Source organism: Burkholderia sp. Bp9015 (genome assembly GCF_003853505.1).
Classification (GTDB): Bacteria; Pseudomonadota; Gammaproteobacteria; order Burkholderiales; family Burkholderiaceae; genus Burkholderia.
Window position 1 is genome coordinate 99,442 of sequence record NZ_QTPZ01000014.1, and the last position, 14,321, is coordinate 113,762.

At 66.8% G+C, this 14,321-nt stretch carries 12 protein-coding genes; 8 read left to right on the forward strand and 4 right to left on the reverse strand.

Going from position 1 to position 14,321, the window contains the following annotated elements:
• Positions 1-99: 99 nt before the first annotated feature.
• Positions 100-297 carry a hypothetical protein gene (locus DIE12_RS17045; RefSeq protein WP_044844954.1) on the forward strand — a complete coding sequence of 66 codons (198 nt, stop codon included), beginning with the start codon at positions 100-102 and terminating at the stop codon, positions 295-297.
• Positions 298-414: 117 nt separating this feature from the next.
• Here DIE12_RS17045 and proP read toward each other — a convergent pair whose 3' ends face one another.
• Entirely contained in the window at positions 415-1,899 is a 1,485-nt protein-coding gene (proP, locus tag DIE12_RS17050; protein WP_124487574.1) for a glycine betaine/L-proline transporter ProP, read from the reverse strand.
• 540 nt (positions 1,900-2,439) lie between these two features.
• Here proP and DIE12_RS17060 point away from each other — a divergent pair.
• Entirely contained in the window at positions 2,440-2,772 is a 333-nt protein-coding gene (locus tag DIE12_RS17060) for a YnfA family protein (RefSeq protein ID WP_044844907.1), read from the forward strand.
• Between the two features lie 40 nt (positions 2,773-2,812).
• Here the strand turns inward: DIE12_RS17060 and dnaQ are convergent, their stop codons facing one another.
• Genes dnaQ through DIE12_RS17075 form a run of 3 tightly spaced genes read right to left on the reverse strand, consistent with a single transcriptional unit; the run spans position 2,813 to position 4,850 of the window.
• Positions 2,813-3,547, reverse strand: a complete 735-nt coding sequence (gene dnaQ / locus DIE12_RS17065) for a DNA polymerase III subunit epsilon (RefSeq protein WP_124487575.1) — start codon at positions 3,545-3,547, stop codon at positions 2,813-2,815.
• 50 nt (positions 3,548-3,597) lie between these two features.
• A complete protein-coding gene (rnhA, locus tag DIE12_RS17070) occupies positions 3,598-4,041 on the reverse strand; it encodes a ribonuclease HI (RefSeq protein WP_124487576.1) in 444 nt (147 codons plus the stop codon).
• Positions 4,038-4,850 (reverse strand): class I SAM-dependent methyltransferase, encoded by an 813-nt coding sequence (locus DIE12_RS17075; RefSeq protein WP_124487577.1) that lies wholly within the window; start codon positions 4,848-4,850, stop codon positions 4,038-4,040. The genes rnhA and DIE12_RS17075 overlap by 4 nt, the downstream gene beginning before the upstream one ends.
• An 18-nt stretch (positions 4,851-4,868) precedes the next feature.
• Between DIE12_RS17075 and gloB the strand changes: the two genes are divergently transcribed.
• From gloB to carB, 6 genes are all read left to right on the forward strand, one after another.
• Positions 4,869-5,675 (forward strand): hydroxyacylglutathione hydrolase, encoded by an 807-nt coding sequence (gene gloB, locus DIE12_RS17080; RefSeq protein ID WP_124521313.1) that lies wholly within the window; start codon positions 4,869-4,871, stop codon positions 5,673-5,675.
• A 151-nt stretch (positions 5,676-5,826) separates the two neighbouring features.
• A complete protein-coding gene (locus DIE12_RS17085) occupies positions 5,827-7,395 on the forward strand; it encodes a transglycosylase SLT domain-containing protein (protein WP_124521311.1) in 1,569 nt (522 codons plus the stop codon).
• Between the two features lie 152 nt (positions 7,396-7,547).
• Complete coding sequence (locus DIE12_RS17090; RefSeq protein WP_124487580.1) at positions 7,548-8,780, forward strand: nitrate/nitrite transporter; 1,233 nt, start codon at positions 7,548-7,550, stop codon at positions 8,778-8,780.
• 361 nt (positions 8,781-9,141) lie between these two features.
• Entirely contained in the window at positions 9,142-10,287 is a 1,146-nt protein-coding gene (carA, locus tag DIE12_RS17100; protein WP_044844900.1) for a glutamine-hydrolyzing carbamoyl-phosphate synthase small subunit, read from the forward strand.
• Between the two features lie 37 nt (positions 10,288-10,324).
• Positions 10,325-10,984: a leucine efflux protein LeuE gene (gene leuE / locus DIE12_RS17105; protein WP_124487581.1), complete on the forward strand. Its 660-nt coding sequence runs from the start codon at positions 10,325-10,327 to the stop codon at positions 10,982-10,984.
• A gap of 60 nt (positions 10,985-11,044) precedes the next feature.
• The gene (carB, locus tag DIE12_RS17110) at positions 11,045-14,299 is read left to right on the forward strand and encodes a carbamoyl-phosphate synthase large subunit (protein WP_124492230.1); all 3,255 of its coding nucleotides are present in this window, start codon (positions 11,045-11,047) and stop codon (positions 14,297-14,299) included.
• Positions 14,300-14,321: the final 22 nt, after the last annotated feature.

Here is a 14,321-nt window from a genome sequence, read left to right on the forward strand (position 1 = left end):
CTCCGCCGCTGACAAGTGACTTCGCATTCGCGCTGTTTATCCGGATGCGGGCCGTCCCTAGAATCCACTCCATCGAATATGCATTGCCTGATGGAGCCGATGATGAGAGCGCTGATCGAATCGAGTTTGTACCACCCGTCCGTCGTGTTGCCGCTTGCCGCGCTGACGCAGCTGATGGTCGAGCGCGACTTCAATCTCGGCCAGGTCGGCCTGATCGTCGCCGCGCGCGGCGCCCAGGCAGCCGTGTCGCGTTCGCGTGCGCTGATCTTCTGCCGCCACTGCGAAGCGCACGCATGAACCCGCGTCGCATCGTCGGATGAAAAAACGCCCGGCCGGCGCAAGCCGGTCGGGCGGATCGGGTTCGATCAGGCCCCGGCTTCGGCCGGGGCTTTTTCATGGGCGAGCGGGCGACGCTCAGGCGCGCGCGGGCGACACGACGCCGTAGATTTCCGCGTCGTCTTCCTCGCGCAGCTGGCGCGCCAGCTGGTGTGCCTCGCGGCGCGACGCGACGGCCGGCGGCGAGCCCTTGAGCGGCTGGCGTGCGGTTTCGGCGAGTGCGACGACCGACACGATGCCGATCACGGCCGCGCCCATCATGTAGTACGCGGGCATCATCAGGTTGTGGGTCACGTCGACGAGCCACGCGGTGACGAGCGGCGTCGTGCCGCCGAACAGCGACACCGATACGTTGAAGCCGATCGCGAGCGCGCCGTAGCGGATCTCGGTCGGGAACAGCGCCGGCAGCGCCGACGGCATCACGCCGGTGAAGCACGACAGCAGCACGCCGAGGATCAGGAGGCCGCCGAACACCGACGCGGTGGTGCCCGCATGAATCAGCATCATCGACGGAATCGACAGCGCGAGCAGGCCGACGCAGCCGGCCAGCATCACGGGCTTGCGGCCGACCTTGTCCGACAGGCGGCCGGCGGCGAGCGTCAGCGGCATCATCAGCACCATCACGATCAGCACCAGCACGAGGCTGTGCGACTCGTCGAAGTGCAGCGTCGACGACATGAAGCTCGGCAGGTACGACAGCACCATGTAGTCGGTCACGTTGAAGATCAGCACGAGGCCGACGCAGAGCAGCAGCGCGCGCCAGTTGCGCATCAGCGTCTCGCGGAAGCGCGCTTTCGGCACGGCCTTGTCCTGCGCTTCGCGCTCCTCGGCCTGGCGCTTGAACGCCGGCGTTTCCTCGAGCTTCATCCGGATGTACAGGCCGATCAGGCCGAGCGGGCCCGCGATCAGGAACGGCACGCGCCAGCCCCACGACAGCAGCGCTTCCTGCGACAGCGACGCGGTGAGCAGCGCGACGACGCCGGCGCCCATCACATAGCCGATCAGCGTGCCGAACTCGAGGAAGCTGCCCATGAATCCGCGGCGCTTGTCGGTCGAGAACTCGGCGATGAAGGTGGCGGCGCCGCCATATTCGCCGCCGGTCGAGAAGCCCTGCACGAGGCGGGCGACGAGCAGCAGCACGGGCGCGATGATGCCGATCGACGCGTAGCTGGGGATCAGGCCGATCGCGAAGGTGCCGACGGCCATCATGATCATGGTGGCGGCGAGTACGCGCTGGCGGCCGATGCGGTCGCCGAGCGGGCCGAACACCATGCCGCCCAGCGGGCGCACGAGGAACGCGGCCGCGAACGTGCCGAAGGTCGCGAGCAGCTGCGCGGACGGACTGCTGGACGGGAAGAACACCTTGCCGAGCGTGACGGCGATATAGCTGTAGACGCCGAAGTCGAACCATTCCATCGCATTGCCGATGGCCATCGCGCTGACGGCGCGCTTGAGCAGGCTCTGGTCGACGACGGTGATGTCGTCCGCGGCGAGCGGAGCCTCGCCGGACGACGTGGAGGAAGAAGCAGCGGTCGGGCTGACGTGTGTTGCGGTCAAGGTCATGCACTCCTTTGACTGCGCCGGAACGGGCGGGCCGTCCGACACGGTTTGCCGGCGAGCGCGATGTCGTGTGCTGCGCGTCGGGGCAGGCCATTTAAGCGCTTACTGCACATGAGGCGGTAAAGGGCCGTAAGGGACTGCTTCGACGCGGGCCCGATGGGCCGTCGCGACGGTGCGCTCATGAAGAATGGGCCGCGTGATGCGAGCGGCAGATGCCGGCGCGGACGGAGTCCGGCGTTCCGGCAAGCGCCCCGGAGGGGCAACGAAACGAGAAAAGCGGGCCTGTCGGGCGGGCTTTCCTGTGGATGCAATTTCGGTCGAAGCACCGGCCCGCAATGCGCGGACGGACTTCTTGCGAAATCGAATAGACAGAGATTGAATGTTGAAACAGGCGACATGATAGCACGATGACAGACGATCGTGCAAATTGCCCGGAATCCCCCGTCTGGCGGCGGTTCCGGCGGGGTCGGCTCCGGTATGATCGGCGGCGCGCGGCGGGGTCGCGCGGGCCTGCCGGATGGGGCCGAATTTGCGAGGAACCGGATGACCGAACTGATCAGGATTGCGGCGTTGTTCGCTGTCACTGCACTGGCCGAGATCGTCGGCTGCTACCTGCCGTGGCTCGTGCTGAAAGGGGGAAGGCCTGTCTGGCTGCTGGTGCCGGCCGCGCTGTCGCTCGCGTTGTTCGCGTGGCTGCTGACGCTGCACCCGAGCGCGGCGGGGCGCACGTATGCGGCGTACGGCGGCGTGTATATCGCGGTGGCGCTGATCTGGCTGCGGGCAGTCGACGGCATCGCGCTGACCCGCTGGGATGTGGCGGGTGCGATGCTCGCGCTCGGCGGGATGGCCGTCATCGCACTGCAGCCGCGCGCTTGAGCGCGGCTGCAGGCACGGCTTCGGCGCGTGAGGCGCCGCGTCAGGCGGCTTCGGCGGCGTCCGCGTCGGCGGACTTGCGCCATACGCAGGCGCCCTTGACCGACTTGTCGAGTTCGTCGAGCTGGGCCTGGTGAGCGGCCAGTTCGTCGTCGCTCGCCGCGAGCACCGGCAGGTCGAGCGATGCGAGCGCCACGCGCTGGCCGTTCGCCGCGCCGCCGTCGGCGCCTGTGTCGTCGAGCATGTCGATCACGAGGCTGTCCTGGCCGCGCGTCATCGCGAGATAGACTTCGGCGAGCAGTTCCGAGTCGAGCAGTGCGCCGTGCAGCGTGCGGTGCGCGTTGCTGATGCCGAACCGGTCGCACAGCGCGTCGAGCGAATTGCGCTTGCCCGGGAACATCTGCTTGGCCTGCACGAGCGTGTCGATCACGCCGCCGCAATGCTCGGTGAACGGCGGCAGGTCGAGCCGCGCGAATTCTGCGTCGAGGAACCCGAGGTCGAACGGCGCGTTATGGATGATCAGCTCGGCGTCCTTCACGAAGTCGCGGATCTGGTCGACGACTTCCGCGAACTTCGGCTTGTCGCTCAGGAATTCGGTCGTGAGGCCGTGCACGGCCAGCGCGCCCGGATCGCTGTCGCGCTCGGGGTTCACATAGATGTGCAGGTTGTTGCCGGTGAGCCGCCGGTTCAGCAGCTCGACGCAGCCGATTTCGATCAGGCGGTCGCCCGTGCGGGGGTTCAGGCCGGTGGTTTCGGTATCGAGAATGATCTGGCGCATGTCGGATAAATCGGGAAAGACGGTAGGGCGGCCTGCGTTCAGGCTGCGATTCAGGCCGCGAGCGATGCGACGCCGCGGTTCGCGAGCGCGTCCGCGCGTTCGTTTTCGGGATGGCCCGCATGGCCCTTCACCCAGCGCCACTCGACCTCGTGCTGCACGACGAGCGCGTCGAGCCGCTTCCACAGGTCGGCGTTCTTCACCGGGGTTTTCGCCGCGGTGACCCAGCCCTTCTTCTTCCAGCCGTGGATCCACTCGCTGATGCCTTTCTGCACGTACTGCGAGTCGGTATGGACGATCACGCGGCACGGCCGCTTCAGCGCCTCGAGCGCGGCGATCACGCCCATCAGCTCCATGCGGTTGTTGGTCGTGTTGGGCTCGCCGCCGAACAGTTCCTTTTCGCGGTCGCCGTAGCGCAGCAGTGCGCCCCAGCCGCCGGGGCCGGGGTTGCCCTTGCAGGCGCCGTCGGTATAGATGTCGATGGTGTCGGTGGTCATGAGTGTTCTTGATGGGTGGTCGGGGTGGCCGCCGGCGTCAGGCCCGGCGCGAGCACGGGCTTCTTCATTTTGATCGGGCCGACGAGACGCATGCCGCGCACGCGCTTGACGGCGGTGATCATGTAGACGGCGCCGAAGATCGGCCACCAGCGGTCGCCGGCGGCTTCCATGAAGCCGTAGCGGGCAAGCCATTTGTCGGTGACGAGCGGCGGCCGGTAGCAGCCGAAGCGGCCGCGCTCGAGATCGAAGCCGAGCAGCTTGATCCAGTCCTTGAGCCGGATGAACGCGATCTGGTCGCGTGCGGCCGGCACGAACGGGCGGTTGGCCATGCGCCCGAACGACTGCCGCATGCCCCACAGGCTCAGCGAATTGAAGCCGGTGATCACGAGCTGGCCTTCCGGCATCAGCACGCGTTCGGCCTCGCGCAGCAGGCGGTGCGGGTCGGACGTGAATTCGAGCGTATGCGGCATCACGATCAGGTCGACGCTTTGCGACTCGAACGGCAGGTCGAGCAGGTCGCACCAGGTCGTGCTGCGGTCGGCCGGCGCATGCTCGGGCGCATGCGCCTCGCGCGCCCACGGATACTGGTAGGGCGCGCTCGCGCCGCTCGCCGGGTCGAGCACGAGGCCGCGATACGGCATGCGGTTCTCGCGCAGCGCGTCGAGCTGCGGCAGGCCGAGCTGCAGCGCGTGAAACCCGAAGACGTCGGACACGATCCGGTCGAGCTGCGCCTGCTCCCAGTCCAGCACGTAGCGGCCGGGTGGCGAGTCGGTCCAGGCGGGCCAGTCTATAATTTGACGATCGGACATAACGATGATTGCGTGCCCATGAACGAGCTGGAATATGTGCCGGTGCCGGCATTCGAAGACAACTATATCTGGCTCGTCTCGGACGGCCGCGATGCGATCGCCGTCGATCCGGGTGAAGCCGCGCCGGTACGCCGTGTTCTTGCCGAACGCGGCTGGCGCTTGACCGCTATTTTACTCACGCACCATCACGCCGACCACGTCGGCGGTGTCGCGGCGCTGCGCGATGGCCAACCGGACGATGTGCCGCTGGTCGTTTATGGCCCGGCGGAAGAATCGATCGACGTGGTCACGCGCCCGCTCGCGGGCGGCGATCGCGTGACGCTCGGCGCACCGGCGCTTGCGTTCGACGTGCTCGACGTGCCGGGTCATACGCGCGGCCACATCGCCTATTTCCAGGCGGCCGGGCAGGGCGCGGCCACGCCTCACGTGTTCTGCGGAGATACACTGTTCTCATGCGGTTGCGGCCGGCTGTTCGAGGGCACGCCCGCGCAGATGCTCGCGTCGCTCGACGCGCTCGCGGCGCTGCCCGGCGACACGCGCGTGCATTGCGCACACGAATACACGCTGTCGAACATCCGCTTCGCGCTCGCGTGCGAGCCGGGCAATACGGCGCTCGCCGCCTGGCGCGACGATGCGCAGGCGCTGCGCGCGCGCGGCGTGCCGACGCTGCCCACGACGATCGCGCACGAACGTGCCGTCAACCCGTTCATGCGGTCGGACAGCGCGGCCATCCATGCGACGCTCGAGGCCGAGCTGCACGAAACGGTGCCGGATCGACTGGCGGCATTCACGCTGATGCGCGAGTGGAAAAACCGGTTCCGATGACGATTTCGGGAGGACTCCAAACCTCAGGTAGCGTCTGTAAAAATTGCTGCAAATGTAGGATTTCGCTGAGTTTTCGGTGTTTTTATTGACGTGAAGCACGCACTTCCGTAGTATCGCCAGCAATTTCCAGCCGTCGGAAGCCGAGATTTTCATGCGACTTATATTGAGTGCGATGGTGGTCCTGCTGCTCGCCGCTTGCGCGAGCCAGGCCCCTGTCGCCAACAACGCCGCCGATTCGCAGGCGACGTCCAACTACCTCCGTAAATCAGCCACCGCCAAAGAAACTGTCGACGTCGACAAGCAATCCGTCGGCGACCTGACCAGTGCGGACTCCGATCTCTGGGGCCGTATTCGCCGCGGCTTCCAGATGCCCGACCTGCAGAGCGACCTCGTCGACATGCAGACGACCTGGTACACGCAACGTCCCGATTACGTGCAGCGCATGACCGAGCGCTCGCAGAAGTACCTCTATCACATCGTCGAGGAGCTCGAGGCGCGCCACATGCCGACCGAGCTCGCGCTGCTGCCGTTCATCGAATCCGCGTTCAACCCGCAGGCGCTGTCGGTCGCGAAGGCGGCCGGCATGTGGCAGTTCATGCCGGGCACGGGCCGCACGTACAACCTGAAGCGCAACATGTGGCAGGACGAGCGTCGCGACGTGCTCGCGTCGACGAGCGCCGCGCTCGACTACCTGTCGCGCCTGCATGACATGTTCGGCGACTGGTATCTCGCACTGGCCGCGTACAACTGGGGCGAAGGCAACGTGCAGCGCGCGATCGCGCGCAACCAGGCGGCCGGCCTGCCGACCGACTACCAGAGCCTGCGGATGCCGAACGAGACGCGCAACTACGTGCCGAAGCTGCAGGCGGTGAAGAACATCATCGCGAATCCGCAGCAGTTCGGCCTGACGCTGCCGGAGATCCCCAACCACCCGTATTTCGTGACGGTCACGACGGCGCGCGACATCGACGTGGCGGTGGCCGCGAAGCTCGCGAATCTGTCGCTCGACGAGTTCCGCTCGCTGAACCCGTCGTTCGCGAAGCCGGTGATCCTCGGCGCGACCGAGCCGCAGATCCTGCTGCCGTTCGACAACGCGGCGGCGTTCGAGAAGAACCTGAAGGCCTACAACGGCCAGTTGTCGACGTGGACCACCTATACGGTGAGCGAGCGCGCGCGCCCGGCCGCGATCGCCGAGAAGATCGGCGTGGACGCCGACACGCTGATGTCGGTCAACAAGATTCCGGCCGGCATGCGCCTGAAGCCGGGCTCGACGATCGTCGTGCCGCGCGGCGATGACGACGACGAGGACATCAGCGCGGACGTCGCGGAAAACGGCGTGCTCGCGATGGAGCCCGACGTGCCCGACACGCGCAAGATGCTGATCCGCGTGCGCCGCAAGCAGTCGATGGTGGCGATCGCCGGCCGCTACGGCGTGTCGGTCGCGCAGCTGAAGGCATGGAACCGCACGCATCGCGATCTCGCGATGCCGGGCCAGGCGCTCGTGCTGCACGTGCCGGTCGGCCGCGCGGTGCCGGCCGAGCCGGGGCCGGAGCGGATCGCGACGTCGACCGCCGGCGCGCATATCGAGCGCGCGAGCCTGTCCGTCGGCGGCAAGTCGCGCGGCGCGAAGCACGGTGCCGCGAAGCCAGCGGCCCGTGCGGCCAAGGCCGCGCCCGCGAAGGCTGCACCGAAGGCCGCTGCGCACAAGGGCAAGAAGTAACGCGGCCGCGATCGCGGCGCGGCGGCCCGACCGGGCCGCGCGATTGCGTTATCATCCGACGAAACGCGTAGCAACGCCGTCACCGAGGTGACGGCGTTTTCGTTTGTGCGCGGCAGCGCGGCCGCCGCTGCGCGCAGTCACAAGGAGAAGCGATGTCGTCGGTGCAGGTGAGGGTGCTCGCGCTGTTTGCGATCGGATATTTCGTGTCGTACGTGTTCCGCGGCGTCAATCTCGGCTTCGCGCCGTTCGTCACGCACGAGCTCGGGCTGTCGGCCGCCGATCTCGGGCTGCTCACCAGTCTCTATTTCCTCGGCTTCGCCGGCGCGCAGATTCCGGCCGGCGTGCTGCTCGACCATTTCGGCCCGCGCCGCGTGGCGGCCGGGATGCTGCTGTTCGCGGCCGCCGGCGCCGCCGTGTTCGGTATCGCGCACGATCTCGGCACGATGATGGTCGGCCGGCTCCTGATCGGTGTCGGCGTATCGGTGTGTCTCGGCGCGGCGTTCAAGGCGCTCGCGCAGCATTTTCCGGTCGGCCGGCTTCCGCTCGTCAACGGTCTCGTGATGGCGGTCGGCGGCCTGGGTGGTGTCGCGGTCGGCTCGCCGCTGACTTGGCTGCTCGGCGTGACGAGCTGGCGCGTGATCTGCGGCGGCCTCGCGGTGCTGACGATCGTCGTCGCGGCCGCGATCGGCCTCGGTGCGCCGGAAGCCGAGCGGCCGCGTCAGCAGGGCGGGATCGTCAGCCAGTTCAAGGGCACGTGGCACATCCTGGGCAGCCGTGCGTTCTGGAAGATTTCGTCGTTCTCGATCGTCACGCAGGGCGTGTTCTATGCGATGCAGTCGCTGTGGGTCGGCCCGTACCTGCGCGACGTCGCGGGGTTCGATGCGCAGCACACCGCGCGGCTCGTGTCGGTGCTCGGCTTCGCGATGATGGCGGGCTGCGTCGGCTTCGGCGCGGCGGCGCGCGTGCTCGAGCGCCGCGGGGTGTCCGTCCAGGCATTTTGCGGCATCGGCATGGCGCTGTTCGTCGCCACGCAGGGCGCGATCGTCGCGCGCGTGCCGCTGCCGCCGGCCGTGCTGTGGGCGGCCTACGGGATGTTCGGCGGCGTCGGGATCCTGACCTACGCGGTGCTGGCCGGTCGCTTTCCGGCGCATCTGATCGGCCGCGCGAATACGACGCTGACGCTCGTGATCTTCGTGCTGATCTTTGCGTTCCAGATCGGCATCGGCGCGGTGCTGTCGCACTGGCCGGCCGTCGACGGCCATTACCCGGCCGCCGCGCACGTTACCGCATGGAGCGTGCTGCTCGCGCTGCAGCTCGCGAGCGCGGTCTGGTGCGTGTGGCCCGCGCGCAGCGTTGGCAAGCACGTTGATCCGGCGGTACGCTGACGGGTAGGGCGGCTGCGGAAACGGGGCCGCAGCAACGAGTGTCGTGCGCGACCGCGCGCCGTCACGCGCGCCGCATGCACGATCGGACGGCCATATCGATTGAAGATAAGGCCATTTTCGGGCTATAATTTGAAAGTTTGTGCTGATCAACCTCGCACCCTAGCGCCTACCTCACTCATCCCGTTCATCCGCCGCACGCCGCCTGTCGGGCGATGCCGCGAAGCCTCGTGCGCCACGCGCCGGGTTCGCGTCTCGACAACGCAGGTCGCGTCCAGCTAGCGATTCCGCGCGCCTACGCAGCGCGGCGCTCGCGCGGCAGGGTAAACAGGTCGGCAGCAGGGTGTTCCCCAAGGAGCCTCCCGTGTTGCCGTCTTTTTCTCCCGCCTTGCTTGCACTCGCCGACGGCACGGTCTTTCGTGGTTATTCGATCGGGGCCGAAGGCCACACGATCGGTGAAGTCGTGTTCAACACCGCGATTACCGGCTATCAGGAAATCCTGACCGATCCGAGCTACGCGCGTCAGATCGTCACGCTCACCTACCCGCATATCGGCAACGTCGGCGTCAACGCCGAAGACGTCGAAGCCACGAAAGTCCATGCCGCCGGCCTGATCATCCGTGATCTGCCGACGCTCGCATCGAACTTCCGCATGGACCGCACGCTCGGCGATTACCTGCGCGACGAAGGCGTCGTCGCGATCGCCGGCATCGATACCCGCAAGCTGACCCGGATCCTGCGCGACAAGGGCGCGCAGAGCGGCTGCATCCTGGCCGGCTCGGACGACGAGGCGAAGGCGATCGAGCTCGCGCGCTCGTTCGCGGGCCTCGCGGGCATGGATCTCGCGAAGGTCGTATCGACCACCAAGCCGTTCGAGTGGAAGCAGACCGAATGGCGCCTCGGCAGCGGCTACGGCATGCAGGAAGCGCCGAAGTACCGCGTCGTCGCGTATGACTTCGGCGTCAAGTACAACATCCTGCGCATGCTCGCGGAGCGCGGCTGCCACGTGACGGTGCTGCCGGCACAAGCGAGCGCGGAAGATGCGCTCGCGCTGAATCCGGACGGCATCTTCCTGTCGAACGGCCCCGGCGATCCGGAACCGTGCGACTACGCGATCGCGGCCACGAAGCAGTTCATCGAGCGTGGCGTGCCGACCTTCGGCATCTGCCTCGGCCACCAGATCATGGGCCTCGCGGTCGGCGCGAAGACGCTCAAGATGAAGACGGGCCACCACGGTGCGAACCACCCGGTGAAGGATCTCGGCGACGGTCGCGTGGTGATCACGTCGCAGAACCACGGCTTCGCGGTCGACGCGGATTCGCTGCCGGCCAACGCACGCGTGACGCACGTGTCGCTGTTCGACGGCACGCTGCAGGGCTTCGAGCTGACCGACAAGCCGGCATTCTGCTTCCAGGGCCACCCGGAAGCGTCGCCCGGCCCGCACGACATCGGCTATCTGTTCGACCGTTTCACCGCACTGATGGACGCGGCGAAGCAGCGCAACGCCTGACGCAACTGAAGCAACCGAAGAACGGGAGATTCGCATCATGTTCGGCCACGCACTCGGCATCACGGATATCTGGACCTACGTGTTCGGCGTGATCTTCATCATCCTGCTGCCGGGGCCGAACTCGATGTACGTGCTGTCGCTCGCGGCGCAGCGCGGCGTGAAGGCCGGCTATCGCGCGGCCTGCGGCGTGTTCGTCGGCGATACGGTGCTGATGGTGCTGTCCGCCGCGGGCGTCGCGTCGCTCCTGAAGGCGAACCCGCTGCTGTTCTCCGTCGTCAAGTACGGCGGCGCCGCGTATCTGCTCTACATCGGCTCCGGCATGCTGCGCAGCGCGTGGCAGAAGCTGCGCGCGCGCAGCGATGCCCCGGCTGACGCACCGCAGGCGGTCGACGGCGAGCGGCCGTTCCGCAAGGCGCTGATCGTGAGCCTCCTGAATCCGAAGGCGATCCTGTTCTTCATCTCGTTCTTCATCCAGTTCGTCGACCCGGCATTCCCGCATCCCGCGCTGTCGTTCGTCGTGCTCGGGGCGATCGCGCAATGCGCGAGCTTCCTGTACCTGAGCACGCTGATCTTCGCGGGCGCACGGCTCGCCGAGCATTTCCGCCGCCGCCGCAGGCTCGCGGCGGGCGCGGCGAGCAGCGTGGGCGGCCTGTTCATCGGTTTCTCGGTGAAGCTCGCGCTCGCCACCATGAGCTGAGCGCGGCCTGCCGACCGACGACAACGCCACGACAAAGATTACTTACTGAATTCACAAGCCATGCCAAAACGCACAGACATCAAAAGCATCCTCATCATCGGCGCCGGCCCGATCATCATCGGCCAGGCTTGCGAGTTCGACTATTCGGGCGCGCAGGCTTGCAAGGCGCTGCGTGAAGAGGGCTACAAGGTCGTCCTCGTGAACAGCAACCCGGCGACGATCATGACCGACCCGAACACGGCCGACGTCACGTACATCGAGCCGATCACGTGGGAAGTGGTCGCACGCATCATCGAGAAGGAGCGCCCGGACGCGATCCTGCCGACGATGGGCGGCCAGACCGCGCTGAACTGCGCGCTCGACCTGCACCACCACGGCGTGCTCGAGAAGTTCGGCGTCGAGCTGATCGGCGCGTCGCCGGAAGCGATCGACAAGGCGGAAGACCGCCAGAAATTCAAGGAAGCGATGACCAAGATCGGTCTCGGTTCCGCGAAGTCGGGCATCGCGCACTCGATGGAAGAAGCGACCCAGGTGCACGCCGAGATCATGGTCGGCACCGGCGGCAGCGGTTACCCGGTCGTGATCCGTCCGTCGTTCACGCTCGGCGGCTCGGGCGGCGGCATCGCATACAACCGCGAAGAATTCGAAGAGATCTGCAAGCGCGGCCTCGACCTGTCGCCGACGCGCGAACTGCTGATCGAGGAATCGCTGCTCGGCTGGAAGGAATACGAGATGGAAGTCGTGCGCGACCGCGCCGACAACTGCATCATCGTGTGCTCGATCGAGAACCTCGACCCGATGGGCGTGCACACCGGCGACTCGATCACGGTCGCGCCGGCGCAGACGCTCACCGACAAGGAATACCAGATCCTGCGTAACGCATCGCTCGCGGTGCTGCGCGAGATCGGCGTCGACACGGGCGGCTCGAACGTGCAGTTCTCGATCAACCCGAAGGACGGCCGCATGGTCGTCATCGAGATGAACCCGCGCGTGTCGCGTTCGTCGGCGCTCGCGTCGAAGGCAACCGGCTTCCCGATCGCGAAGGTCGCGGCGAAGCTGGCGGTCGGCTACACGCTCGACGAGCTGAAGAACGAAATCACCGGCGGCCAGACGCCGGCGTCGTTCGAGCCGACGATCGACTACGTCGTCACGAAGATCCCGCGTTTCGCGTTCGAGAAGTTCCGCGAAGCCGATTCGCGCCTGACCACGCAGATGAAGTCGGTCGGTGAAGTGATGGCGATCGGCCGCACGTTCCAGGAATCGTTCCAGAAGGCGCTGCGCGGCCTCGAAGTCGGCGTCGACGGTCTCGACGAGAAGTCGACCGACCGCGACGAGATCGCGATCGAGATCCACGAGCCGGGCCCGGACCGCATCTGGTACGTCGGCGATGCGTTCCGCATCGGCATGACGGCCGAGGAAATCTTCGCGGAAACCGCGATCGACCCGTGGTTCCTCGAGCAGATCGAGCAGATCATCCTGAAGGAAAAGGCGCTCGCGGGCCGCACGCTCGCGTCGCTGACGTTCGACGAGTTGCGCTTCCTGAAGCAGAGCGGCTTCTCCGACCGCCGCCTCGCGAAGCTGCTCGGCGCGACGCCGGAAGACGTCCGTCGCCGCCGCATCGAACTGAACGTGCGCCCGGTCTACAAGCGCGTCGACACCTGCGCGGCCGAGTTCGCGACCAAGACGGCCTACATGTACTCGACCTATGAGGAAGAGTGCGAGGCGCAGCCGACCACCAACAAGAAGATCATGGTGCTGGGCGGCGGCCCGAACCGGATCGGCCAGGGCATCGAGTTCGACTACTGCTGCGTGCACGCGGCCCTCGCGATGCGCGAGGACGGCTACGAAACGATCATGGTCAACTGCAACCCGGAAACGGTGTCGACCGACTACGACACGTCCGACCGCCTGTACTTCGAGCCGCTGACGCTGGAAGACGTGCTCGAGATCGTCGACAAGGAAAAGCCGGTCGGCGTGATCGTCCAGTACGGCGGCCAGACGCCGCTGAAGCTCGCGCTCGACCTCGAGGCGCACGGCGTGCCGATCGTCGGCACGTCGCCGGACATGATCGACGCGGCCGAAGACCGCGAACGCTTCCAGAAGCTGCTGCAGGACCTCGGCCTGCGCCAGCCGCCGAACCGCACCGCGCGCGCCGAAGACGAAGCGCTCGCGCTGGCGGCCGAAATCGGCTACCCGCTCGTCGTGCGTCCGTCGTACGTGCTGGGCGGCCGCGCGATGGAAATCGTCCACGAGCCGCGCGACCTCGAGCGCTACATGCGCGAGGCCGTGAAGGTGTCGAACGATTCGCCGGTGCTGCTCGACCGCTTCCTGAACGACGCGATCGAATGCGACGTCGACTGCATCTGCGACGGCGAATCGGTGTTCATCGGCGGCGTGATGGAGCACATCGAGCAGGCGGGCGTCCACTCGGGCGACTCGGCATGCTCGCTGCCGCCGTACTCGCTGTCGAAGGAAACCGTGGCCGAGCTGAAGCGCCAGACGGGTGCGATGGCGAAGGCGCTGAACGTGGTCGGCCTGATGAACGTGCAGTTCGCGATCCAGCAGGTGCCGCAGGCGGACGGTTCGAAGCAGGACATCATCTACGTGCTCGAAGTGAACCCGCGCGCGTCGCGCACGGTGCCGTACGTGTCGAAGGCGACCAGCCTGCCGCTCGCGAAGATCGCGGCGCGCGCGATGGTCGGCCAGAAGCTCGCGCAGCAGGGCGTGACGAAGGAAGTCGAGCCGCCGTACTTCAGCGTGAAGGAAGCGGTGTTCCCGTTCGTCAAGTTCCCGACCGTCGATCCGGTCCTCGGGCCTGAAATGCGTTCGACCGGCGAAGTGATGGGCGTCGGCCAGACCTTCGGCGAAGCGCTGTTCAAGTCGCAGCTCGCGGCCGGTTCGCGCCTGCCGGAGTCGGGCACGGTGCTGCTCACCGTGATGGATGCCGACAAGCCGAAGGCGGTCGAAGTCGCGCGCATGCTGCACGACCTCGGCTACCCGATCGTCGCGACCAAGGGCACGGCTGCCGCGATCGAAGCGGCCGGCGTGCCGGTGAAGGTCGTGAACAAGGTGAAGGACGGCCGTCCGCACATCGTCGACATGATCAAGAACGGCGAGATCGCACTCGTGTTCACGACGGTCGACGAGACGCGCCAGGCGATCGCCGATTCGCGTTCGATCCGCATGAGCGCGCAGGCGCACAAGGTCACGTACTACACGACGATGTCCGGCGCGCGCGCGGCCGTCGAAGGCCTGCGCTACCTGAAGGATCTGGAAGTCTATGATTTACAAGGTCTTCACGCTCGCCTAAACTAAGCAGTCAGTTACCTGTCGAAGC